The following is a 20,856-nucleotide window of genomic DNA, read 5'->3' as shown; positions in this document are numbered from 1 at the left end:
ATAGCAGGTCGCAGCGCCTAGATCGTCACCTGCGTTCCCACCTCGACCACGCGCCCGGTCGGGATCTGGAAATAATCGGTGGCGTCGTTGGAGCTGCGGCTCAGCGCGATGAACAAATGATCCTGCCAGCGCGGCATGCCCGAATGCGCGGCCGGCTTGAGCGCGCGGCGAGACAGGAAAAACGACGTTGCCATGATGTCGAACTGCCAGCCGAGCTTGCGGGCGAGCGCCAGCGTTCTCGGCACATTGGGCTGCTCCATGAAGCCGAACCGCAGCGTCATCTTGGAGAAGGTCTCGCTCAGTTGCTCCATGCGGATCCGTTCGGAATCATCGATCCGCGGCGTCGGCGCGGTTTCGATGGTGAGAATGACGTTCTTTTCGTGCAGCACCTTGTAATGCTTCAGGCTGTGCATCAGCGCGGTCGGCGCGCTCTCGGGGTCGCTGGTCAGGAACACCGCCGTACCGGGGACCCGCTGCGGCGGCCGTTTTTCCAGCATCGCCGCCAGCTCGACCAGCGGGAATTCCAGCTTGCGCGATTTCTCGAACAACAGGCGGCTGCCGCGCCGCCACGTATACATCAGCAGCATCACGATGCCGCCCAGCGCCAGCGGCACCCAGCCGCCTTCGAACACCTTGAGCAAATTGGCCGCAAGGAAGGTGAGATCGAGGAACAAGAACGGCGCGATCAGCGCGGCGGCGGCCACCGCCGACCATTTCCAGACCCGCCAGATCACGACAAAGCCCATCATCGCCGTGACCACCATGGTTCCGGTCACGGAGATCCCGTAAGCCGAGGCCAGTGCGCTGGAGGAGCGGAACAGCAGCACCAGCAGAATCACCGAAATGAACAGCAGCAGATTGATGCGCGGAATGTAGATCTGGCCGGAATGCGACTCCGAGGTGTGGCGGATTTCAAACCGCGGCATCAGGCCGAGCTGGATCGCGGTGCGCGTCAGCGAATAGGCGCCGGTGATGACGGCCTGGCTCGCGATCACGGTCGCGAGCGTGGCAAGCGCCACCATCGGGATCAGCGCCCAGTCCGGGAACATCAGGAAGAACGGGTTTTCGATGGCCTTGGGATCGCCGATCAGGAGCGCGCCCTGCCCCAGATAATTCAGCGCCAGCGACGGCAGCACGATGGAGAGCCAGGCGGTCTGGATCGGCCGTTTGCCGAAATGGCCGAGATCGGCGTAGAGCGCTTCCGCGCCGGTGACGGCGAGAAACACCGCGCCAAGCGTCACGAAGCCGATCACGCCATGATGGGTCATGAAGGAAACCGCATGGAACGGGTTGAGCGCCAGCAGCACTTCGGGATGACGCATGATCTGCGGCAGAGCCGCAACCGCGATGACCGCGAACCAGACGCACATCACCGGCCCGAAGAACGTGGCGACCCGCGCGGTGCCGCGCGACTGAACCGCGAACAGCACGATCAGAATGATCACCGTGAGCGGCACGACGTAGTGGTCGAACGTCGAAGTGACGAGCTTGATGCCTTCGATCGCCGACAGCACCGACAGCGCCGGCGTGATGACGGCATCGCCGTAAAACAACGCGCCGCTGATGATCCCGAGCAGCACGATCGCGGCGGCGCCCTTGCTGTTGCGGACACCGCGCTGCGCCAGCGCCATCAGCGCCAGCGTTCCGCCTTCGCCGTTGTTGTCCGCGCGCAGCAGGATGACGACGTATTTCAGCGTCACCACGACGACCAGCGCCCACAGGATCAGCGAGAGAACGCCGAGGACCGCCTGAGGATCGGCGCTGCTTGTGCTGCCGCTCGCCGCCACGATGGCCTCGCGCAGCGCGTAGAGCGGGCTGGTGCCGATGTCCCCATAGACCACGCCGATGCAGCCCAGCATCAGCGCCTTGAAGCCGGCGGTGCAATGCGCTTCCCCATGCCCGTTGGCCGCGGGCGTTTCCGCCGCGGTAATCGCAATCTGGGATGACATCAGACAGGCCCCGGTTTTTGCCGCACTGCACAATAAGGAAGTGCAGGCCTATACTCCTGTCGTGAATGCATAGGTTAGCCTGAATTCAGGCCTCCGATATGCATTCCGCGCATGGGTTCCAGGCGGCTGACGGGCCAATATTTCGTCAGATAATCAGATGGTTACCTGAGTGCCGACCTCGACGACGCGACCGGTCGGGATCTGGAAATAGTCGGTGGCATCGTTGGCCGATCGGCTCATGGCGATGAACAGGTGGTCTTGCCATTGCGGCATTCCCGACTGCGCCGACGGCTTCAGCGAGCGCCGCGAGACGAAGAACGAGGTCGCCATGATGTCAAACTGCCAGCCGAGCTTGCGGGCGATCACCAGCGCCTTGGGCACGTTCGGCGATTCCATGAAGCCGAACCGCAGCCGCACGGTGGCGAATTTTTCGCTGATGGTCTCCATCTTGACGCGTTCGGCCGGATCGACGCGCGGCGTCTGTGCGGTCTCGATCGTCACGATCACGTTGTGCTCGTGAAGCACCTTGTTGTGCTTGAGATTATGCAGCAGCGCCGTGGGCACGAAATTCGGATCGCTGGTCAGGAACACCGCGGTGCCCTTGACGATGTGCGGCGGACGCTTTTCGAGACTCTTGATCAGGTCGATCAGCGGCACCTCGATGCGCCTCGTCTTTGCGATCAGGATCGCCGCGCCGCGGCGCCAGGTCCAGATCATCACCGCCATCGCGACCCCGAACAGCAGCGGCACCCAGGCGCCCTCAAGCAGCTTCAACAGGTTGGCGGTGAAGAACGCCATATCGACCACGACGAGCGGCAGGATCAACGCGGCCGCTGTCGCCGCGCGCCAGTTCCACAATTTCCAGATCACGACAAAGCCCATGATGCCGTCGACGACCATCGTGGTGGAGACGGCGATGCCGTAGGCCGACGCCAATCCGCTCGAGGTGCGGAACAACAGCACCAGCAGGATCACGCCGAGCAGCAGCATCCGGTTGACCCGCGGCAGGTAGATCTGCCCGGCATGGGTCTCGGAGGTGTAACGAACCTCGAACCGCGGCAACAGGCCGAGTTGCACTGCCTGCCGCACCAGCGAATAGGCGCCCGTGATCACCGCCTGGCTCGCGATCACCGTGGCCGCCGTCGCGAGCACCACCAGCGGCAGCAGCAGGATTTCGGGGGCCAGCCGGTAGAACGGGCTTACGATCGCCGTCGGATTTGACAGCACCAGGGCGCCTTGCCCGAAGTAATTGATCAGAAGCGCCGGCATCACCAGATAGAACCATCCGGCCTGAATCGGCTTGCGTCCAAAATGCCCGAGGTCCGCATAGAGCGCCTCGCCGCCGGTCACCGCCAGAAACACCAGGCCCAGCGTCACCAGTCCGATCATGCCGTGCGAAAGCACGAACTGGATCGCGTAATAGGGATTGATCGCCTGCAAAACGGTAGGATCGTCGCTGATGTGGATGAGGCCCAAAATCGTCAGCGTGGCGAACCAGACCACCATGACCGGTCCGAACGCCGACGCGACGCGCGCGGTTCCGCTGCTCTGCACCGAGAACAACAGCACCAGAATGAATATCGTCAGCGGCACGACATAATGGTCGAGCGCCGGCGCGACGAGCTTGAGACCTTCGACCGCCGACAACACCGAAATCGCCGGCGTGATCATGGAATCGCCGATGAACATCGAGGCGCCAACGACGCCGAGCGCCATCAACACCCAGCTGCGCCGGCCCAGCGCCCGTTGCCCCAGCGCCATCAGGGAGAGCGTGCCGCCCTCGCCATGGTTGTCGGCGCGCAGCAGCAGCAGCACGTATTTGACCGTCACGACGATGAACAGCGACCACAGGATCAGCGAGAGTACGCCGAGCACGATTTCGCGCGACACCGGCCCGCCCGCAGCCGCATGGGTTACGGCTTCGCGAAAGGCATACAGCGGCGACGTGCCGATGTCGCCGAACACCACGCCGATGCTGCCCAGTGTCAGGGCCCAAAAGCCTGAGGTGACCTGCCCCTCATGGGCCTCGGTGGATGTGGCGCTGACAGTCATGACGCGGGAAACACGCTCTCAGTTATTTGCTCAGTTATTTGATCCGGGCGGCTATCGACGCTTCTGCGTCGCCTGTCAATCATCGGCGAGCATAGCACCGCTGGGGATGCGGCACCCAAGCAAAGCAAATTTCATCGCACCAATCGAGAGGTAAGATAGTAGTTGCGACGAATTATGGCTTCAGACCAGGTGGAAGCGGTGGATTTTCGCGCATTAATGTGATGGTCACGCGACGGTTTGCCGGCAACGTCGGATCATCGGGAAACAGCGGTTGACTATCGGCCTTGCCGGATACGGCAAAGACGTGCGATGGCGGCAGGCCCTCGCGCTCCAGAATCTGACGTACCGTGTTGGCGCGATCGGCAGAAAGATCGAACGCGCCATAGTCGCTTCGCGCCGGCAGGAAGCCTGCCGCCGTATGGCCGACGATCGACAACCGCAGCGGCGTCGCCTTCAGCGGAACCGCGAGTTTCTGGATCAGGCGGCGGGTGCGGTCATGGGGCACCTTGGAGCCATCGGCAAACATCGACCGCCCTTCCTGATCGACGATCTCGAGATTGAGGCCCTGGCTGGTCTCCTCGAACATGATGTGCTTGGACATCTCGGTCAGTTCCGGGAGGTCCTGCAACGCCTGCCGCAACGACGCCGAAGCCAGCGCGAACTCACGATCGACCGTAATGCGAGCGCCGCTTTCGCGGGAACGCTCCTTGTCGTCCGGGGTCGGCGTGGCGGAGGAGTCCTCCGGCGAAATATGGGCGGTGTTCTTCAGCTTCGGCCGCGTCGGCAGACCGTCGGATTCGACGATGCCGGAATAGCGTACTTCGGTCTGCACCCCGAACGCTTCCCGCATCGAGCCGGCAACGATCTTCAGCTTGTCCTTGTCCTGGCTGGAGAACGCGACCAGCATCACGAAGAAGGCCAGCAGCAACGCCATCAGATCGGCGAACGTCACGAACCAGCCGTGACCGCCATGTGCCTCTTCGCGTTTTTTCTTGGCCATGCTCTATGTCCGCGCCTGGATGCTGCCGAAGGGTCAGGCCGGCGCCAGTTCGCCTTCCTCGTGGCGATGCTTTTCGGGCAGATAGGCCAGCAGCATCTCGCGCACCAGCGCCGGGCTCTTGGAATCCCGGATCATCAGGATGCCGTCGATGATCAGCGTGCGATTGGTCTCCTCGTCGAGCAGCTTGCCATGCAGCTTGTCGGCGATCGGCAGACAGATCAGGTTTGCGACCAGCGCGCCGTAGAGCGTTGCCAGCAAGGCGACGGCCATGAAGGGACCGAGTTTGGAAGGATCCTGCATGTTCGAGAACATCTGCACCATGCCGAGCAGCGTGCCGATCATGCCGAACGCCGGCGCGCAATCGCCGATGGCGCGATAGATCTTCGAACCTTCGTTCAGGTGCATCAGGAAATTGTCGCGATCGCGCTCGAGGTTGTCGCGGATGAATTCGAGGTCGTAACCGTCGGCGACGTAGCGGATTCCCTTGGCGAGGAACGGCTCGTTAGTATCGACCTTTTCCAACCCGACCGGACCCTGCTTGCGGGCGATTTCGGCGATACGGGCGAGTTCATCGACCAGGTCGCGCGCCGACAGACGGCTCATCGTGAAGGCGAATTTGGCGCCGAGCGGCATGCCATGCAGGATCGCGCTGAGCGGAAACCGGATCAGCGTCGCCGCGAACGAGCCGCCGAAAATGATGATGACGGCGTGGATGTCGTAGAACATCCGGAAATCGCCACCCATCAAAATCAGCGTCGACAGCACGATGGCGCCGGCGACCAGGCCAATGAGCGTGGTGATATCCATTCTGAACTCCGACGCGTACGCGAACGACCTGCCCGTCCTGGACGGTGGCGCGCCCGATACGGGGCCGCGCCAATTGAACCCTACGTCGGCGCTGTTAAAGACGCGTAAAGGTTAAGCCGCGGCCGTGCCGTACAATTGCGAGGGCCGGCGTCCCGGGGCGCAGGAATCCGTCGAATATCGGCGCCATTTGCCGGATCAGGGCCCCGGCGCGATCGCAACCTTTCGCTAACCATAATGCGCCGGCCACCGCGGAGCGCAGGAGCAGTCAGTTCAATCGATCAACTCGCTCGGTCAAGTTCACTGCGCCTGTACGCCGATCCCGGCGGACTTGATGATCGGCCACCATTTGTCGATCTCGGCCTTCTGGAATGCGGCCAGTCCTTCCGGCGTCTGCTGCGCGCGCGGGGCGACGTCGAGCCCCAGCTCGGTAAAGCGTTTCTGGATCGCCGGATCAGCCAGCGCCTCGACGGTTGCCGCGTTGAGCTTGGCAATAATGTCCTTTGGCGTCCCCTTCGGCGCCCAGAAACCGAACCAGCCCGACATATAAAGTCCGGGCACGCCGGTCTCGTCCGCCGTCGGGATATCAGGCATCGAGGCGGAGCGCGCCACCGACAGATTGGCCAGCGCCTTGATCGCGCCGGCACGGATTTGCGGCAGCGCCACCGCACCCTGCACAACCAGAAGATCCACCGTACCTGCGACGAGATCGGTCATCGCCGGTCCTGCGCCGCGATAGGGAATGAACTGCACCTTCTGCTGGGTCAGCTTCTCGAACATGACCCCGGTGACATTGGCGGCCGCGTTCTGGTTGACGAAATTGATCTTGTCGGGATTGGCCTTCATCCAGGTGACGAGTTCGCCAAGCGTGTTCGCCGGCAGATTCTTCTTGGCGACCATCAGCTGCGGATTGTTTGATATCAGCGCGATCGGCTCGAAATCCTTTTCGAGATCATAGTCGAGCTTGTAGATGATGCTGCCAACATGGGTGTCCCACTGCCCGATGTCGAAGGTGTAACCATCCGGCGCCGCGCGGGCGACACGACCGACGCCGATGCTGCCGCCGGCACCGCCGACATTTTCGATCACGATCGATTGGCCGAGCGTTGCGCGCATCCGCTCGGCCATGATCCGGGCGGCGGCGTCGGTGGATCCGCCCGGTGGAAAGGGCACGACGAGCGTGATGGGCCGCGACGGATAGGTCTGCGCCTCGACCTCCGCGACGCCGGCAATGACAAGCAATGACAGCGCCGCCCAAAAGGCTCTCATGACGTTTCCCCTCGTCTGTTGATCACCCCGGCTTTTTGCCGGTGGCTTGTTGTCGCTAGAGCGTTTTCAAGCGAAGTGGACACCGGTTCGCATCAAGAAAACGCGTCAAAACAAAAAGGCAGAGCCCGGTTCTGATTTAATCAGAACCGAACCGGCTCTAGTGAATCTCGGCCGACCGCTTCAGCGCCTCTTTCAGTTTCTCGAGCGTGAAATCCGGGCTGCGCGCGATATCCAGGATTGGCGTCTCGCGGCGGCCGCAGAGTTCGGCGGCGTCCGGAATCTTGGCGGCGATATCGATCGGAATCACGATCGCGCCGTGCTGGTCGGCATGGATCAGATCATCGGAATGCACCGTCATGCCGGCGACGCGCACTTCGCCGCCAAAACTCTCGGCATGCACCCAGGCATGCGACGGACCGATCGATCCGGCCAGCGCCTGGAAGCCCGGCGCCCATTGCGGGATGTCCCGGATAGAACCATCGGTGATGACGCCGAGGCAGCCGAGCGCCTTGTGCACGTTGCTCTGCACTTCGCCCCAGAACGCACCATAGCCGACGTCGGCGCCGTCGATATCCTGGATCACGGTGATGCGCGGACCAAAGCCGGTGCCGACATATTCATAATAGGCGATGCGGCGCTTTGCCTGCTCGTCGGCCGGAAGGCCTGATTTGAGCACCGAGCGGATCGACACGGTACGGGCATAGCCGACCATCGGCGGCAGATTGGGAAACGGGCAGACCAGCGGCTTCGTCGTGTAGCCGATCAGCCGGCGCTCAGGCGCCACGATCTCCATCGCATTGCAGATCGTCGGCGTGTCGTAGCGGGCCAGCGCTTCAAGCACGGAAGCCGGTAGCGGGGCGGAAGCGGACTGGGTCACTGCGTTTCTCTCCTGATTTTTGGGCCGGAATTCTGGACAGCCGGATATCGCTAAGCCCTATAGCCGAGATCGGGTTCGAACCCAACTCGGCCAGCGCTCATGGCAGCTATCTTGGCAGATATAACGGAAGTCGCGTGGCCGCTCAGTTCAGCCGCGCCGGGCGGTCGTCATGCTCGGCTTCGGCGGGAGCCGCCGGGAATGCGGGCGCGGGACCTACGGGAGCGGCGGCATCGGTGGTCGCAGCCGCCAGCGCGGCAGCGGCGTTTCGCTCATGGTCGCGATAGGTTTTCCAGCCCCACGGCAGGGTCAAGAGATACACGACCGTCCCGACCGACAGAATGTACCAGGGATAGCTCACGAGCAGCGCGATGAAGAACACCACCGAGACGAAAACCGGCAGCACCATTTCCGGCGGCACGCGCATACGCACGGTCTTGCCGGAAAGCACCGGCAGCCGCGACACCATCAGGAATCCGATCAGCAGCGTATAGAACGCGGTCAGCAAGGCCGGCGGCTGCGGGACGCCCAAAAACACCAGGTAGATCGGCAGCATCACGGTCAGCGCACCGAGCGGCGCCGGGACGCCGGTGAAATAATTTGCTGCGAACGCGGGCTTGTTCGGATCGTCGATGCTGGCGTTGAACCGCGCCAGCCGCAGGCCACCCGAGATCGCATACACCATGGCCGCGATCCAGCCGCCATTGCCGAGATCATGCAACTGCCAGAAATACAGCATCAGGCCAGGCGTGACACCGAAATTGACGAAGTCCGCGAGGCTGTCGAGTTCGGCGCCGAATTTTGACTGGCCCTTGATCATGCGCGCGACGCGGCCGTCGACCCCGTCCAGCACTGCCGCGAACACGATCGCGGCAACCGCGAGTTCCATGCGGCCTTCGATCGACAGCCGGATCGCCGTCAGCCCGGCGCAGATCGCCAGCAACGTGATGAAGTTCGGCACCAGCATCCGGATCGGAATCGGACGAAACCGGCGACGGCGCATTTCCGGAGATTTGGGATCGGGTGTCATCATGGCTCGCCAATATATAGCAAGCGCCAGCCTGCGCCGCCATTGTGGCGGCCGGCAGGCGCCTCAGCCATTCGGATGGTTAATCGGCGCGGAAGGTCCGCTGCTCGCTGGCGCCGCCGAGATCGGCAAGCACGGTCTCGCCGGCGACCGCGGTTTGGCCCTCGGAAACCAGCGATTTGCCGCCTTCGGGCAAATAGACGTCGAGCCGCGAGCCGAACCGGATCAGGCCGAACCGCTCGCCGGCGCCGATCGTCTGCCCCTCGCGCACGAACGAGACAATACGTCGCGCCACCAGGCCTGCGATCTGGACCACACCGATGCGGCCATGGCCGGCGGTCGAGATCACCAGCGAGTTGCGCTCGTTGTCCTCGCTGGCCTTGTCGAGTTCGGCATTGATGAACGTGCCGGGCCGGTAGGCGATACGGTCGATCCGGCCTGCCACCGGACTGCGATTCACGTGGCAGTTGAACACGCTCATGAAGATCGAGATGCGCAGCAGCGGCCGGTCGCCGAGACCAAGCTCGGCCGGCGGCAACACCTGAGAGATCATCGAGACCCGCCCGTCGGCCGGCGACACCACGATGCCTTCGCGTACCGGGGTGACACGCACGGGGTCGCGGAAGAAAAGCGCGCACCATACCGTCAGGATCGTGCCGATCCAGCCGAGCGGCGTCCAGATCCAGAACAGGACGAGGCTTGCAAGCGCAAAGCCGCCGATGAAGGGATAGCCTTCGGGATGGATCGGCGGGATTTGCGCGCGGATGGAATTGGCAATCGACATCGAGGCTCACTATTGGCTGGCCCGGTCCCGTTCCTTCGGGATCGAGCTGTATTTCAATTATTCCGCAGCGGTGACCAGAGGGTCCTGGACCGGCGGCGGGGTGCGGTTGGGCGCCTCGTTGTCGTCGTCGATCTGCGCGAGTTTCTCCCGCGCCTCCTCGGCTTCGCGCTGCCTGTTCCACATACTGGCATAAAGTCCGCCGGAAGCCAAAAGCCGGGCGTGCGTGCCGCGCTCGGCAATGCGGCCCTGATCCAGCACGATAATTTCGTCTGCGCCGACGATGGTCGAGAGCCGATGCGCGATCACCAGTGAGGTGCGGCCGCGCGAGACCCGCTCGAGCGATTCCTGGATTTCATGTTCGGTATGACTGTCGAGCGCCGAGGTCGCCTCATCGAGCACCAGGATCGGCGGCGCCTTCAACACGGTGCGCGCGATCGCGACGCGCTGCTTCTCGCCACCGGACAGTTTCAGTCCGCGTTCGCCGACCTGGGTCTCATATCCCAGCGGCGACATCCGGATAAAACTGTCGATCTGCGCCAGTTGCGCGGCCTCCTCCACCTCCGCATCGCTGGCGTCCCAGCGGCCGTAGCGGATGTTGTAGCGGATGGTGTCGTTGAACAGCACGGTATCCTGCGGCACCATGCCGATCGAGGCGCGCAGCGACGCCTGGGTGACGTTCCTGATGTCCTGACCGTCGATCAGTATCTGGCCGCCGGAGACGTCGTAAAGGCGGAACAGCAGCCGCGAGATCGTCGACTTGCCCGCCCCCGAGGGCCCGACGATCGCAACCGTCTTGCCCGCCGGCACCTCGAAGCTGAGGCCTTTCAGGATCGGACGCTCGGGGTCATAGGCAAACCGCACGTCTTCGAAACGCACATTGCCCGAACCGACCACCAGCGGCACGGCGCCCGGGATATCCTTGATTTCAGGGTTGCGCGACAGCACGCTGAACATCTTCTCGATGTCGATCACCGCCTGCTTGATCTCGCGATAGACCATGCCCATGAAATTGAGCGGCTGGTACAACTGGATCATCATGGCGTTGACCATGACGAAGTCACCGACGGTGTTGGTGCCGTTGCGCACGCCGATCGCGCACATCAGCATGGTCGCGGTGAGACCGAGCGTGAAGATGACCGCCTGCCCGGTGTTGAGCACCGCCAGCGACGTGTAGGTCTTCACGCTGTTGTGCTCGTAGCGCTCCATCGAGCGGTCGTAGCGCGCGGCCTCGCGCTGCTCGGCGCTGAAATATTTCACGGTCTCGTAGTTCAGCAGCGAGTCGATCGCCTTGGTGTTCGCCTCGGTGTCGGAATCGTTCATCTTGCGGCGGATCTCGATCCGCCATTCGGTCGCGACGTAGGTGTAGTACATATAGATCACGACCGTGACCGCGGTGACCAGCACGTAGCGCCAGTCGAACTGCCACAGCAGCACCGCCATCAACAGCGACACCTCGACGATGGTCGGGATCAGTTGCAGGATCACCATCCGCACGATCACTTCGATGCCGGTGCGGCCGCGCTCCAGCACGCGGGTCAGTCCCCCGGTCTTGCGCTCGAGGTGGAAGCGCAGCGACAGCTCGTGCATGTGCACGAAGGTGATGTAGGCGAGCTTGCGCACCGCATGCATCGCAACGCGCGCGAAGATGCCGTCGCGCCACTGCGTCAGCACCGCCATCAGCACCCGCACCGCGCCGTAGCTTGCGGTCATCAGCAAGGGTGACGCGATCAGCCACAGCGTCCAGTTCGACGGTTCCACCGGCGCGCTGCCGTGGCCGTTGAGCGCGTCGATCGCCCATTTGAAGGTGAAGGGCACCGTCAGCGTCGCGAGCTTCGCGACCAGCAGCAGCACCATCGACCAGACCACGCGCATTTTCAGGTCAGCGCGGTCGCCGGGCCAGATATAGGGCCACAGATGCGCCAGCGTCCCGATCAGGGTCGCCTTTTCGAGGGAGGAGCTATCGGGCAGTGGCGCTTCGTCGGCTCGCGAATCAGTGTCGGCCATGGATCAAGCGCCCAAAAGTCTGATGGCGCGCCCGTTCGCCGTTACATGGTTTCCGTTGATCGTCATTCTGCTCGTCATATAGAGCGTTTAAACGCCGCGTACAGCCTTGAAAGGCAAAACTTTCTCCGGTTTGCCCGTATTTCGGGTTCAAAACCGCTGTGGCAGTATATTCTCGGACTTGAGCTTTCTACGCTGCAGTGCCACATAAATTGCATGAACCAAATCAAAACTGTCTGCGTCTATTGCGGCTCCGGCTCCGGCTCGAACCCCCGTTTCGTGGAAGCTGCGATCGCGCTGGGCAAGGTGTTCGCCGAGAACAGTATCCGCCTCGTTTATGGCGGCGGATCGGTGGGCCTGATGGGCGCGGTTGCCAAATCCGTGCTGGATCACGGCGGCGCCGTGACCGGGATCATTCCGGATTTTCTTGCCAACCGCGAGCGCATGAATCCGAACCTTACCGAACTGGTCGTCACGCCTGACATGCACGAGCGCAAGCGGCTGATGTTCGAACGCTCCGACGCATTCGTCGCCCTTCCCGGCGGCGTCGGCACGTTGGAGGAACTTGTCGAGCAGATGACCTGGCAACAGCTCGGCCGGCACACCAAACCGGTATTGCTCGCCAACATCGACGATTTCTGGGAGCCGCTGATCGCGCTATTGACGCATATGCGCGCCAATCAGTTCATCCGCCCTGCCCTGGACGTCGAGGTTCTGAAGGCCGAACGCGTCGAGGACGTCCTGCCGCGTCTGCGCGCCGCCGCAGCCCTTGCGCCCGCGGGCACCCAGGAGATGGCGCCGGACGTCGCGCGACGGCTGTAGCGGCTTGCGCCTTCACTCACTCGGAAACGTCACCGCCTCGATGCGGTTGCCGTCGGGATCGATCACAAAGGCCGCGTAGTATTTCACGCGATCGTGCGCGCGGATGCCCGGTGCACCATCGGAACGGCCGCCGGCGCTGAGCGCCGCGGCGTGGAAGGCATCGACAGCTTCAGTGGAGCGCGCCCGCAGGCAGATATGAACGCCGCTCTCCGGCGCGATCGGTGACATGCCGGCGCGCAGATTGATCCAGAATTCGGGATAGGTTTTGCCGAAGCCGATGGTCGCGGGGCGCGTCACCAGCTGTGTCAGGCCGAGCGCGGCAAGTGTCGGTTCATAGAAGCGCGCCGCGCGTTCGAGATCGGCAACGCCGACGGAGACGTGATCGAGCATGAATGAGCCCCCAATTTCTCAACGTCATTGCGAGCGAAGCGAAGCAATCCATCGTGCCGCGGAGAAAGTATCGATTGCTTCGTCGCTACGCTCCTCGCAATGACGATTGATAGAGTCGACGCCTAAGCCTCACACCGGCGCGCCTGATTTCACCAGCTTGTAGACCACCGAATCCATCAGTGCCTGGAACGAAGCGTCGATGATGTTGGGCGACACGCCGACCGTGATCCAGCTATCGCCGTTTTCATCCTCGCTCTCGATCAGCACCCGCGTCACCGCTTCCGTGCCGCCATTGAGGATACGCACGCGATAATCGATCAGCCTCAGGCCTTCGATGTACTTCTGATATTTGCCGAGGTCCTTGCGCAGCGCGACGTCGAGCGCGTTAACGGGGCCATTGCCTTCCGCGGCCGAGATCAGCCGCTCGCCGGCGACATCGACCTTCACCACCGCGAGCGCCACCGTGACGCGCTGGCCGTTGGAATTGTAGCGTTGCTCGACATTGACGTCGAACTGCTCGACCCGGAAATATTCGGGCACCCGCCCGAGCGTACGCCGCGCCAAAAGATCGAACGACGCGTTGGCGGACTCATAGGCGTAACCGGCTGCCTCGCGCTCCTTCAGCTCCTCGACCAGCCGCGCCAGCTTCGGGTCGCTCTTCTCGTAAGGAATGCCGGCGCGGTCGAGTTCAGCCATCACATTGGAACGGCCGGCCTGATCGGACACCAGCACCTTGCGATGGTTGCCTACCAGTTCGGGCAGCACGTGCTCATAGGTGTGCGGGTCCTTCATGACCGCGGAGGCGTGGATGCCGGTCTTGGTCACGAAGGCGCTTTCGCCGACATAGGCTGCGTGGCGGTTCGGCGCGCGGTTCAGCATGTCGTCGAGCGTCCGCGACACCTTCATCAAGGTCGCCATCTTTTCATCGGTGACGCCGATCTCGAAGGCGTCCGAAAATTCATTCTTCAGCCGCAAGGTCGGGATCAGCGAACAGAGATTGGCATTGCCGCAGCGCTCACCGAGCCCGTTCAGCGTGCCCTGGATCTGCCGCGCCCCGGCGCGCACCGCCGCGAGCGAGTTGGCGACCGCCTGCTCGGTGTCGTTATGGGCGTGGATGCCGACGTTACCGCCGGGAATGTGCTTGATCACGTCGCCGACGATGGTCTCGACTTCATGCGGCATGGTGCCGCCATTGGTGTCGCACAGTACGACCCAGCGCGCGCCGGACTCGTAGGCCGCCTTGGCGCAGGCCAGCGCGAACTCCGAATTCTCCTTGTAGCCGTCGAAGAAGTGCTCGCAATCCACCATCACCTCGCGGCCGGCGGCCTTGGCGGCGCTCACGCTGTCGCGGATCGAGGCAAGGTTTTCCTCATTTGTGGTCTCGAGCGCGACGCGCACCTGATAGGCGGAGGCTTTCGCGACAAAGCAGATCGCATCCGCCTTGGCCTCGATCAGTGCCGCCAGCCCCGGATCGTTCGACGCCGAGCGGCCGGGACGCCGCGTCATGCCGAACGCGGTGAAGCGCGCATGGTCGAGCTTCGGCTTGGTCGCAAAGAATTCGGTATCGGTCGGATTGGCGCCGGGATAGCCGCCTTCGACATAGTCGATGCCGAGTTCGTCGAGCATGCCGGCGATGATCTGCTTGTCATGCAGCGTGAAGTCGACGCCGTTGGTTTGGGCACCGTCGCGCAGCGTGGTGTCGAACAGATAAAGGCGTTCGCGGCTCATTGTGGCGCTCCCGGCGCGGCCTCGGCCAGCGTCTTCTGCATCGTGGTATTGGCGAGCCATTCACCGTTGATGGTGACGGTGTTGCGCTGCATGGCGACGTAACCGCGCTTCAGGAAGAATTCCTGCGCGTTGTCGCTGACGTCAACGGTAAGAATCTTGGCACCGCGCGCACCGGCAAGCTTTTCCAGCGCGTCACACAGCATGGCGCCGACGCCCTGCCCCACCGCGCTGGGGTGCACGAAGAGCATCTCGATGTGATCGGCGCCCTTCAGGGAAGCAAACCCGACCGGCGAATTCTGCAGCGTCGCGATCAGGGTCAATTCACCGGCCCGCTTCTTGCCGAATTGTTCCTCATCATCGGCCGCCGACGCCCAGGCCTCCTGTTGCGCCTCGCTGTAATCGTCGCCGGTCAGTTCCTGGATCGCGGCAACGAAGATCGCCGCCACGACAGGGGTATCCGCCGCAAGAAACGGCCGTAGTGCAGGTTTGGGCAGCGACTGTCCCATTGCGTCAAAACACTCCGAACAATCTCAGCACGAGCACGACCGCCGCAACGATCACGGCCCATTTGATGAAGATGTAGTAGCGCCAGTGTTTTGGGAAAGGCGTATCCGGTCTGGTCATCACGCAATCTCCCAGCTGGTCACGGGTTTGCCGTCGGCGTCTTTACCGTCCTTGATGACAACGCCCATCGCGGCGAGTTCGTCACGGATCCGATCGGACTCCTTGAAGTCCTTACGCGCCCGCGCGGCGGCGCGTTCAACGATCAGCCGATCGACCTGCGCTGCATCGATGCCGCTCGCCTGCTGTTTCCGACCTTTCCAGTCGGCCGCGCTCACGGACAGGAAGCCGAGTAGCCGAAGTGACGCGGCAAACTCGCCGCGTTCGCGCTTCCCACCGGACGCCGCTGCGTTGCGCAGGCCGTGCAAGACCGCCATGGCCTGCGCCGTGTTGAGGTCATCATAGAGGGCTTCGGTCAGGGCCGGCGCCGGCTCTCCGGCGTCGGCGTCGGCTGCGACGGCGTACCAATCGTCCAGCGTCCTGGCGCTTTCTTCCGCCCCCTTGGTGGTCCAGTCGAGCGGCGACCGATAGTGCGTCTTGAGCATGCTCAAGCGCAGCACCTCGCCCGGCCAATCGGCCAGCATCTCGCGGATCGTGAAGAAGTTGCCTGTTGATTTCGACATCTTCTCGCTCTCAAGCTGCAGGAATCCGTTGTGCATCCAGACCTCAGCCATGCGGTCGGAATGGAAGGCGCAGCAGGTCTGCGCCAGTTCATTCTCATGGTGCGGAAACACCAGGTCGATGCCGCCGCCATGGATGTCGAATTTCTCGCCGAGATGTTTCCAGGCCATCGCCGAGCATTCGATGTGCCAGCCCGGGCGGCCTTCCACGGTGATACCGGCCGGCGACGGCCACGACGGCTCACCCGGTTTGGACGGCTTCCACAGCACGAAGTCGGTGTTGTCGCGCTTGTAGGGCGCGACGTCGACGCGTGCGCCGGCGATCATCTCGTCGAGCGAGCGCCTCGACAAGGCGCCATAGCGCGGCATCACCGAATTTGCGGCGTTCATGGCCTGCGGCGAGAACAGCACGTGGTCTTCGGCGGCATAGGCAAAGCTGCCGGCAACCAGTCTCTCGATGATCGCCCGCATCTCCGGGATATGCTCGGTCGCACGCGGCTGCACGGTCGGGGCCAAGCAGCCAAGTGCGGTGACGTCGTCCTGATACTGCTGATAGGTGGTTTCCGTGACCTTGCGGATCGCCTCGTTCAGCGGCACGCCGGGATAGTCGCGCGCGGCGCGCACGTTGATCTTGTCGTCGACGTCGGTGATGTTGCGTACATAGGTCACATGATCGGCGCCATAGCGATGGCGCAGCACGCGGAACAGCACGTCGAACACGATCGCGGCGCGACCGTTGCCGATATGGGCGAAGTCATAGACCGTCGGTCCGCAGGCATACATGCGGACATTATCGGGATCGAGCGGCGTGAACGGCCGCTTCTCCTTGGTCAACGTATCGTAGAGGCGTAGTTGCATGGGAATCCCGTACCTTGCGGCCGGGCGTCCAGTGATCTCATTTTGAGAAAAGACGGCCTCAGCCAGCGAATCGCTAGCTAATAATCTCGCGGCAAATGCTGCAGATGGCGAGGAAACCGTTCATGGTTCCACCATGTCCCAGCCCGGGGGATGCCGTCAAGGCCCGCCTGCGGCCGTTTGTGAGCCAAATTCGCCGCTAGATGCCCGGCAACCGGCTCATGGTTAATCATTATTAAGACTTTGGGCTTATCTGAGAGCGGCGATCCCTTTTCCTTATTGGGTGCCCCATGCGAATTTCAGCAGCATTTTTTACCAGTGCATTCCTGCTCACCGCCTCGGCCGCTTATGCCGACAGCCGCGTTTTCATCATTGCCAATCAGGCCGACGGCTACGGCATCGACCAGTGCCTCGCCAAAGGTGACAAATGCGGCGCCCATGCCGCCCGCTCCTATTGCCAGTCACGCGAATTTGCTTCCGCCACCGCCTACCGCCGTGTCGATCCCGATGAAATCACCGGATCGGTGCAGAGGGGCGGAAACGACAGGTGTACCGGCAGCGGTTGTGACGAATACGTCGCCATTACCTGCCAGCGCTGACCCGGATCGCCGCAACGGGCCGTTGCTGCATTGCCACACCGGCGCCGCGGAAACGACGTGACGCTGCCCCGAGAAGCAGCTATCAGATGCGGCCTCGGCCGCACCATGCCGCCTTGGCCGCGCCTTTTCGGCTATAAAGCCGCGCGGATTCGTTATCGATGGCTGGACATGCCCCTGACGCTGACTACTCCCTTCTCCCGGTGGATTTTGACCTGCGCCGTGCTGCTAGCTGGCATCGCCGCGACGGATTCGGCTGCGGTCGCACAAGCCGATCCCGCACAATCCAACATGGACGCGCTCGCACAAATGCCTCCCGGAGCAGCGCCGCCTCCGCAGCAGCAGGGCGCGCAAGCCAACCCGATCTGCGTCCGGCTTGAAGGACAATTGGCGGCCGTCGATCGCGGCGCCAGCGGCGGCGATCCCGCCAAGGAAGAACAAATCCGCCGCTATCAGGATGCGGCAACCAAACAGCAGGCCGAGCTTGACCGCGTCACGATGCAAGCGAAGCGGATGGGCTGCGAAAGTTCCGGCTTCTTCTCGCTATTCAACGGCCAGTCGGCGCAGTGCGCGCCGGTCAATAACCAGATCCAGCAGATGCGCGCCAATCTCGAGCAGATGACGACCAGCCTCGAGCGGTTGCGCTCAGGCGGCATCGGCGGCGCCGACCGCGAAAACCAGCGCCGTTCGGTGCTGACGGCGCTGGCGCAGAACAATTGCGGCCAGCAATACGCTGCTGCCGCGCGCAGCGGGGGCAGTTTCATCGACAATCTGTTCGGCAACAACACCATCCCTCCACCGAGCGCCGATCTCGGTGCGCCATCCGGCACGTTCCGCACGGTCTGCGTGCGCACCTGCGACGGCGCCTATTTCCCGGTCTCGTTCGCCACCTACCAGGCGCGCTTCCAGGACGACGAGAGGACCTGCAAGGCGCTGTGCCCGGCGACGGAAGCCTCGCTGTTCACCTATCGTAATCCCGGCGAAGACATCAACCAGGCGGTCTCGGTCAGCGGCCAGCCTTACTCGTCGCTGCCCAACGCCTTCAAATTCCGCACCGAGTTCAACCCGTCCTGCGCCTGCAAAGCCGCGGGCCAGACCTGGTCGGATGCGCTGAAATCGATCGACGAGAAGGCCGCCGCCGAACAGCAGGGCGACATCATCGTCACCGAAGAGAGCGCGAAGCGGATGCAGCAGCGCGCGATGCCTCAGCAGAAGACGGCCCCCGTCGCCAAGAAAGGCACGGCACCGGCAGGCACGACGGCCGCCGCGCCCGCTCCTGCACCTCCGGCGCCTGCCGCCGAGTCTACCGGCGCGACGGACGAGAAGAAGCAGATCCGCACCGTTGGGCCGACCTTCATCCCGCCGAAACAGTAATTACCCGTCGAACACATCAGCCGAGGCGCGCCCCGCGCGAGCGACCAGTTTCTCGTCGGGCGCCGGCAGCGCCTTGCCGTTGTCGCGAAAACGGTTGGTGATGGGATAGCGGCGGTCGCGGCCGAAATTCTTTTCCGTAACCTTCACTCCCGGCGCCGCCTGCCGGCGCTTGTATTCGGCGATGTTGAGCAGCCGGTCGATCCGCGTCACCACATCGGCCGGGAAACCCGCCGCGATGATCGAGGCCAACGGCTCCTCGCGCTCGACCAGCCGTTCCAGGATGCCGTCGAGTATCTCGTAGGGCGGCAGCGAATCCTGGTCGGTCTGGTTCTCGCGCAATTCCGCGGTGGGCGGGCGGACGATGATGTTGACCGGGATGACCTCGCCCGACGGTCCCAGCGCGCCGTCCGGCTTCCATTCATTGCGCAGGCTCGACAGCCGGAACACTTCGGTCTTGTAGATGTCCTTGATCGGATTGAAGCCACCGTTCATGTCGCCATAGAGCGTGGCGTAGCCGACCGACATTTCCGATTTGTTGCCGGTCGTGACCACCATAGCGCCGGTCTTGTTCGAAATCGCCATCAGCAGTGTGCCGCGGGTGCGCGCCTGCAGGTTTTCCTCGGTGATGTCGCGCGGCAGGCCGGCGAAGGTGCCGGACAATATCTTCTCGAACCCGTTCACGGCGTCCGCAATCGGCAGCACCTCGTAGCGGAAGCCCAATGCAGTCGCGAGCTTTGCCGCATCGTCGAGCGAGACCTGCGCGGTGAAGCGGAACGGCAGCATCACGCCGCGGACACGCTCCGCGCCGAGCGCATCGACCGCGATCGCCGCGCACAGCGCAGAATCGATGCCACCGGAGACGCCGAGCAGCACGCCCGGAAAGCCGTTCTTGCGGACGTAGTCGCGCAGGCCCAGCACGCACGCCGCGTAATCGCCCTTGTCGCCTTCGATCAGCGGCACCACCGGTCCATTGCAGCGCCAGCCGTCGGCGCCCTTGGTCCAAATCAGCGTCGTGATGTTTTCCTCGAACGCCGGCATTTGCGTCGCGACCGAAAGGTCGGCGTTGAGCGCGAACGACGCGCCGTCGAACACCAGTTCATCCTGCCCGCCGATCTGGTTCAGATAGACCAGCGGCAACCCGCTCTCGGTGACGCGGGCGACCGCGATCGAGAGCCGCAGATCGTTCTTGTCGCGCGCGTATGGCGAGCCGTTCGGCACCACCAGAATTTCCGCGCCGGTCTCGGCGAGGCACTCGACGACGTTTTCATATTCTTCTGACTCTTCGAGCCAGATGTCCTCGCAGATGGGGACGCCGACCCGGACACCCTTTACCGTCACCGGCCCCGCGGCGGGACCGCGCGCGAACAGGCGCTTTTCGTCGAACACACCGTAGTTCGGCAGATTGGCCTTGAAGCGCAGCGCCGTGATGCGGCCGTCGTCGAGCAGCGCGCAGGCGTTATAGAGCTTGCCGTCCTCGACCCACGGCGTGCCGATCAGGACAGCCGGACCACCACCCGCGGTCTCGCGCGCCAGCTCCTCGATCGCGGCGCGGCAGGCCGCCTGGAACGCCGGCTTCAGCACCAGGTCTTCCGGCGGATAGCCGGTGATGAACAATTCCGGCAGCACCAGCAGATCAGCGCCGTCGGCCTTCGCCTTTGCACGCGCGGCGCGCGCTTTCGCGGCGTTGCCGGAGACGTCGCCCACGATCGGGTTCAACTGCGCCAGGGTAATTGTGAATTTCGGTTCGCTCATACGCCAATGGTGCCCTGCACACGCCGAAACTTCAATCGCCGCCTTTAGAACGCGCCTATGCGTTCGGCGATGGCGAACAGCCAGAACGCGCCGGACATCAACAGCGCCACGCCGACGGCCGCCGATCCCATGTCCTTGACCCGTCCGATCTGCGGATCATGGTCGGTGGTGAGCCGGTCGGCGAGCTTTTCGATCGCGGTGTTGAGGATCTCGACGACGAGGACGAACGCCACCGCCGCGACCAGTTCCACCCGGCGCATCACCGTGGCGCCGATCAGCCAGGCCAGCGGCACCGACAGCGCCAGCGCAAACAGTTCCTCGCGGACGGCCTGCTCCGACCGGATCGCAAAAGCGAGGCCGTTACGCGTATTGATCGTGGCGCGCCAGAGTCGCAGCAA

Annotated in this window: 18 protein-coding genes; 3 read left to right on the top strand and 15 right to left on the bottom strand. The window is 63.3% G+C overall.

Annotation, left to right across the window (positions count from 1 at the left end):
* Positions 1-17 precede the first annotated feature (17 nt).
* The 9 genes from ABIE49_RS37055 to ABIE49_RS37015 form a co-directional block, all read right to left on the bottom strand.
* Positions 18-1,949 carry a potassium transporter Kup gene (locus tag ABIE49_RS37055; RefSeq protein ID WP_192740430.1) on the bottom strand — a complete coding sequence of 644 codons (1,932 nt, stop codon included), beginning with the start codon at positions 1,947-1,949 and terminating at the stop codon, positions 18-20.
* 153 nt (positions 1,950-2,102) lie between these two features.
* Positions 2,103-4,001, bottom strand: coding sequence for a potassium transporter Kup (locus tag ABIE49_RS37050; protein WP_192740431.1), 1,899 nt, complete (start codon positions 3,999-4,001; stop codon positions 2,103-2,105).
* Positions 4,002-4,173: 172 nt separating this feature from the next.
* Positions 4,174-5,001, bottom strand: coding sequence for an OmpA/MotB family protein (locus ABIE49_RS37045; protein ID WP_192740432.1), 828 nt, complete (start codon positions 4,999-5,001; stop codon positions 4,174-4,176).
* A gap of 33 nt (positions 5,002-5,034) precedes the next feature.
* On the bottom strand, positions 5,035-5,808 hold the full coding sequence (locus ABIE49_RS37040; protein ID WP_192740433.1) for a motility protein A: 774 nt from the start codon (positions 5,806-5,808) through the stop codon (positions 5,035-5,037).
* Between the two features lie 297 nt (positions 5,809-6,105).
* The gene (locus ABIE49_RS37035) at positions 6,106-7,074 is read right to left on the bottom strand and encodes a tripartite tricarboxylate transporter substrate-binding protein (protein ID WP_192740434.1); all 969 of its coding nucleotides are present in this window, start codon (positions 7,072-7,074) and stop codon (positions 6,106-6,108) included.
* A 157-nt stretch (positions 7,075-7,231) separates the two neighbouring features.
* Positions 7,232-7,951: an RraA family protein gene (locus ABIE49_RS37030; protein WP_192740435.1), complete on the bottom strand. Its 720-nt coding sequence runs from the start codon at positions 7,949-7,951 to the stop codon at positions 7,232-7,234.
* A 142-nt stretch (positions 7,952-8,093) separates the two neighbouring features.
* On the bottom strand, positions 8,094-8,978 hold the full coding sequence (locus ABIE49_RS37025; RefSeq protein ID WP_192740436.1) for a CDP-alcohol phosphatidyltransferase family protein: 885 nt from the start codon (positions 8,976-8,978) through the stop codon (positions 8,094-8,096).
* A 79-nt stretch (positions 8,979-9,057) separates the two neighbouring features.
* A complete protein-coding gene (locus tag ABIE49_RS37020; protein WP_192740437.1) occupies positions 9,058-9,759 on the bottom strand; it encodes a phosphatidylserine decarboxylase in 702 nt (233 codons plus the stop codon).
* A gap of 57 nt (positions 9,760-9,816) precedes the next feature.
* Complete coding sequence (locus ABIE49_RS37015) at positions 9,817-11,763, bottom strand: ABCB family ABC transporter ATP-binding protein/permease (RefSeq protein ID WP_192740438.1); 1,947 nt, start codon at positions 11,761-11,763, stop codon at positions 9,817-9,819.
* A gap of 213 nt (positions 11,764-11,976) precedes the next feature.
* On the opposite strand from ABIE49_RS37015, the gene ABIE49_RS37010 reads away from it, so the two are divergent.
* Positions 11,977-12,582: an LOG family protein gene (locus ABIE49_RS37010; RefSeq protein ID WP_192740439.1), complete on the top strand. Its 606-nt coding sequence runs from the start codon at positions 11,977-11,979 to the stop codon at positions 12,580-12,582.
* A gap of 12 nt (positions 12,583-12,594) precedes the next feature.
* Here ABIE49_RS37010 and ABIE49_RS37005 read toward each other — a convergent pair whose 3' ends face one another.
* The 4 genes from ABIE49_RS37005 to cysS form a co-directional block, all read right to left on the bottom strand.
* Positions 12,595-12,972, bottom strand: a complete 378-nt coding sequence (locus tag ABIE49_RS37005; protein WP_192740440.1) for a VOC family protein — start codon at positions 12,970-12,972, stop codon at positions 12,595-12,597.
* Between the two features lie 129 nt (positions 12,973-13,101).
* On the bottom strand, positions 13,102-14,700 hold the full coding sequence (cimA, locus tag ABIE49_RS37000; RefSeq protein ID WP_192740441.1) for a citramalate synthase: 1,599 nt from the start codon (positions 14,698-14,700) through the stop codon (positions 13,102-13,104).
* Positions 14,697-15,206: a GNAT family N-acetyltransferase gene (locus ABIE49_RS36995; RefSeq protein ID WP_192740442.1), complete on the bottom strand. Its 510-nt coding sequence runs from the start codon at positions 15,204-15,206 to the stop codon at positions 14,697-14,699. Before ABIE49_RS36995 ends, cimA begins: the two co-directional genes overlap by 4 nt.
* Positions 15,207-15,323: 117 nt before the next feature.
* Complete coding sequence (cysS, locus tag ABIE49_RS36990; RefSeq protein WP_192740443.1) at positions 15,324-16,739, bottom strand: cysteine--tRNA ligase; 1,416 nt, start codon at positions 16,737-16,739, stop codon at positions 15,324-15,326.
* 287 nt (positions 16,740-17,026) lie between these two features.
* On the opposite strand from cysS, the gene ABIE49_RS36985 reads away from it, so the two are divergent.
* Both ABIE49_RS36985 and ABIE49_RS36980 read left to right on the top strand, forming a co-directional pair.
* Positions 17,027-17,335 (top strand): hypothetical protein, encoded by a 309-nt coding sequence (locus ABIE49_RS36985; RefSeq protein ID WP_192740444.1) that lies wholly within the window; start codon positions 17,027-17,029, stop codon positions 17,333-17,335.
* 168 nt (positions 17,336-17,503) lie between these two features.
* Positions 17,504-18,706 (top strand): DUF2865 domain-containing protein, encoded by a 1,203-nt coding sequence (locus tag ABIE49_RS36980; protein ID WP_192740445.1) that lies wholly within the window; start codon positions 17,504-17,506, stop codon positions 18,704-18,706.
* On the opposite strand, the gene ABIE49_RS36975 is transcribed toward ABIE49_RS36980, so the two are convergent.
* Together ABIE49_RS36975 and ABIE49_RS36970 are read right to left on the bottom strand one after the other, a co-directional pair.
* Complete coding sequence (locus ABIE49_RS36975; RefSeq protein ID WP_192740446.1) at positions 18,707-20,458, bottom strand: NAD+ synthase; 1,752 nt, start codon at positions 20,456-20,458, stop codon at positions 18,707-18,709. It abuts the gene before it with no gap.
* A gap of 44 nt (positions 20,459-20,502) precedes the next feature.
* Complete coding sequence (locus ABIE49_RS36970; RefSeq protein ID WP_192740447.1) at positions 20,503-20,856, bottom strand: diacylglycerol kinase; 354 nt, start codon at positions 20,854-20,856, stop codon at positions 20,503-20,505.

Origin of the sequence: Bradyrhizobium sp. OAE829 (genome assembly GCF_040546575.1) — a bacterium.
In the GTDB taxonomy this organism is placed as follows: domain Bacteria; phylum Pseudomonadota; class Alphaproteobacteria; order Rhizobiales; family Xanthobacteraceae; genus Bradyrhizobium.
Note: the sequence above shows the minus strand (reverse complement) of the source record. Positions and strands in the feature narration are given on the sequence as shown.

Excerpts from the sequence above, each read along its gene's own strand:
- ABIE49_RS37055 (WP_192740430.1), bottom strand. The coding sequence starts at position 1,949 with ATGTCATCCCAGATTGCGATTACCGCGGCGGAAACGCCCGCGGCCAAC.
- ABIE49_RS37050 (WP_192740431.1), bottom strand. The coding sequence starts at position 4,001 with ATGACTGTCAGCGCCACATCCACCGAGGCCCATGAGGGGCAGGTCACC.
- ABIE49_RS37045 (WP_192740432.1), bottom strand. The coding sequence starts at position 5,001 with ATGGCCAAGAAAAAACGCGAAGAGGCACATGGCGGTCACGGCTGGTTC.
- ABIE49_RS37040 (WP_192740433.1), bottom strand. The coding sequence starts at position 5,808 with ATGGATATCACCACGCTCATTGGCCTGGTCGCCGGCGCCATCGTGCTG.
- ABIE49_RS37035 (WP_192740434.1), bottom strand. The coding sequence starts at position 7,074 with ATGAGAGCCTTTTGGGCGGCGCTGTCATTGCTTGTCATTGCCGGCGTC.
- ABIE49_RS37025 (WP_192740436.1), bottom strand. The coding sequence starts at position 8,978 with ATGACACCCGATCCCAAATCTCCGGAAATGCGCCGTCGCCGGTTTCGT.
- ABIE49_RS37020 (WP_192740437.1), bottom strand. The coding sequence starts at position 9,759 with ATGTCGATTGCCAATTCCATCCGCGCGCAAATCCCGCCGATCCATCCC.
- ABIE49_RS37015 (WP_192740438.1), bottom strand. The coding sequence starts at position 11,763 with ATGGCCGACACTGATTCGCGAGCCGACGAAGCGCCACTGCCCGATAGC.
- ABIE49_RS37010 (WP_192740439.1), top strand. The coding sequence starts at position 11,977 with ATGAACCAAATCAAAACTGTCTGCGTCTATTGCGGCTCCGGCTCCGGC.
- ABIE49_RS37005 (WP_192740440.1), bottom strand. The coding sequence starts at position 12,972 with ATGCTCGATCACGTCTCCGTCGGCGTTGCCGATCTCGAACGCGCGGCG.
- cimA (WP_192740441.1), bottom strand. The coding sequence starts at position 14,700 with ATGAGCCGCGAACGCCTTTATCTGTTCGACACCACGCTGCGCGACGGT.
- ABIE49_RS36995 (WP_192740442.1), bottom strand. The coding sequence starts at position 15,206 with ATGGGACAGTCGCTGCCCAAACCTGCACTACGGCCGTTTCTTGCGGCG.
- cysS (WP_192740443.1), bottom strand. The coding sequence starts at position 16,739 with ATGCAACTACGCCTCTACGATACGTTGACCAAGGAGAAGCGGCCGTTC.
- ABIE49_RS36985 (WP_192740444.1), top strand. The coding sequence starts at position 17,027 with ATGCGAATTTCAGCAGCATTTTTTACCAGTGCATTCCTGCTCACCGCC.
- ABIE49_RS36980 (WP_192740445.1), top strand. The coding sequence starts at position 17,504 with ATGCCCCTGACGCTGACTACTCCCTTCTCCCGGTGGATTTTGACCTGC.
- ABIE49_RS36975 (WP_192740446.1), bottom strand. The coding sequence starts at position 20,458 with ATGAGCGAACCGAAATTCACAATTACCCTGGCGCAGTTGAACCCGATC.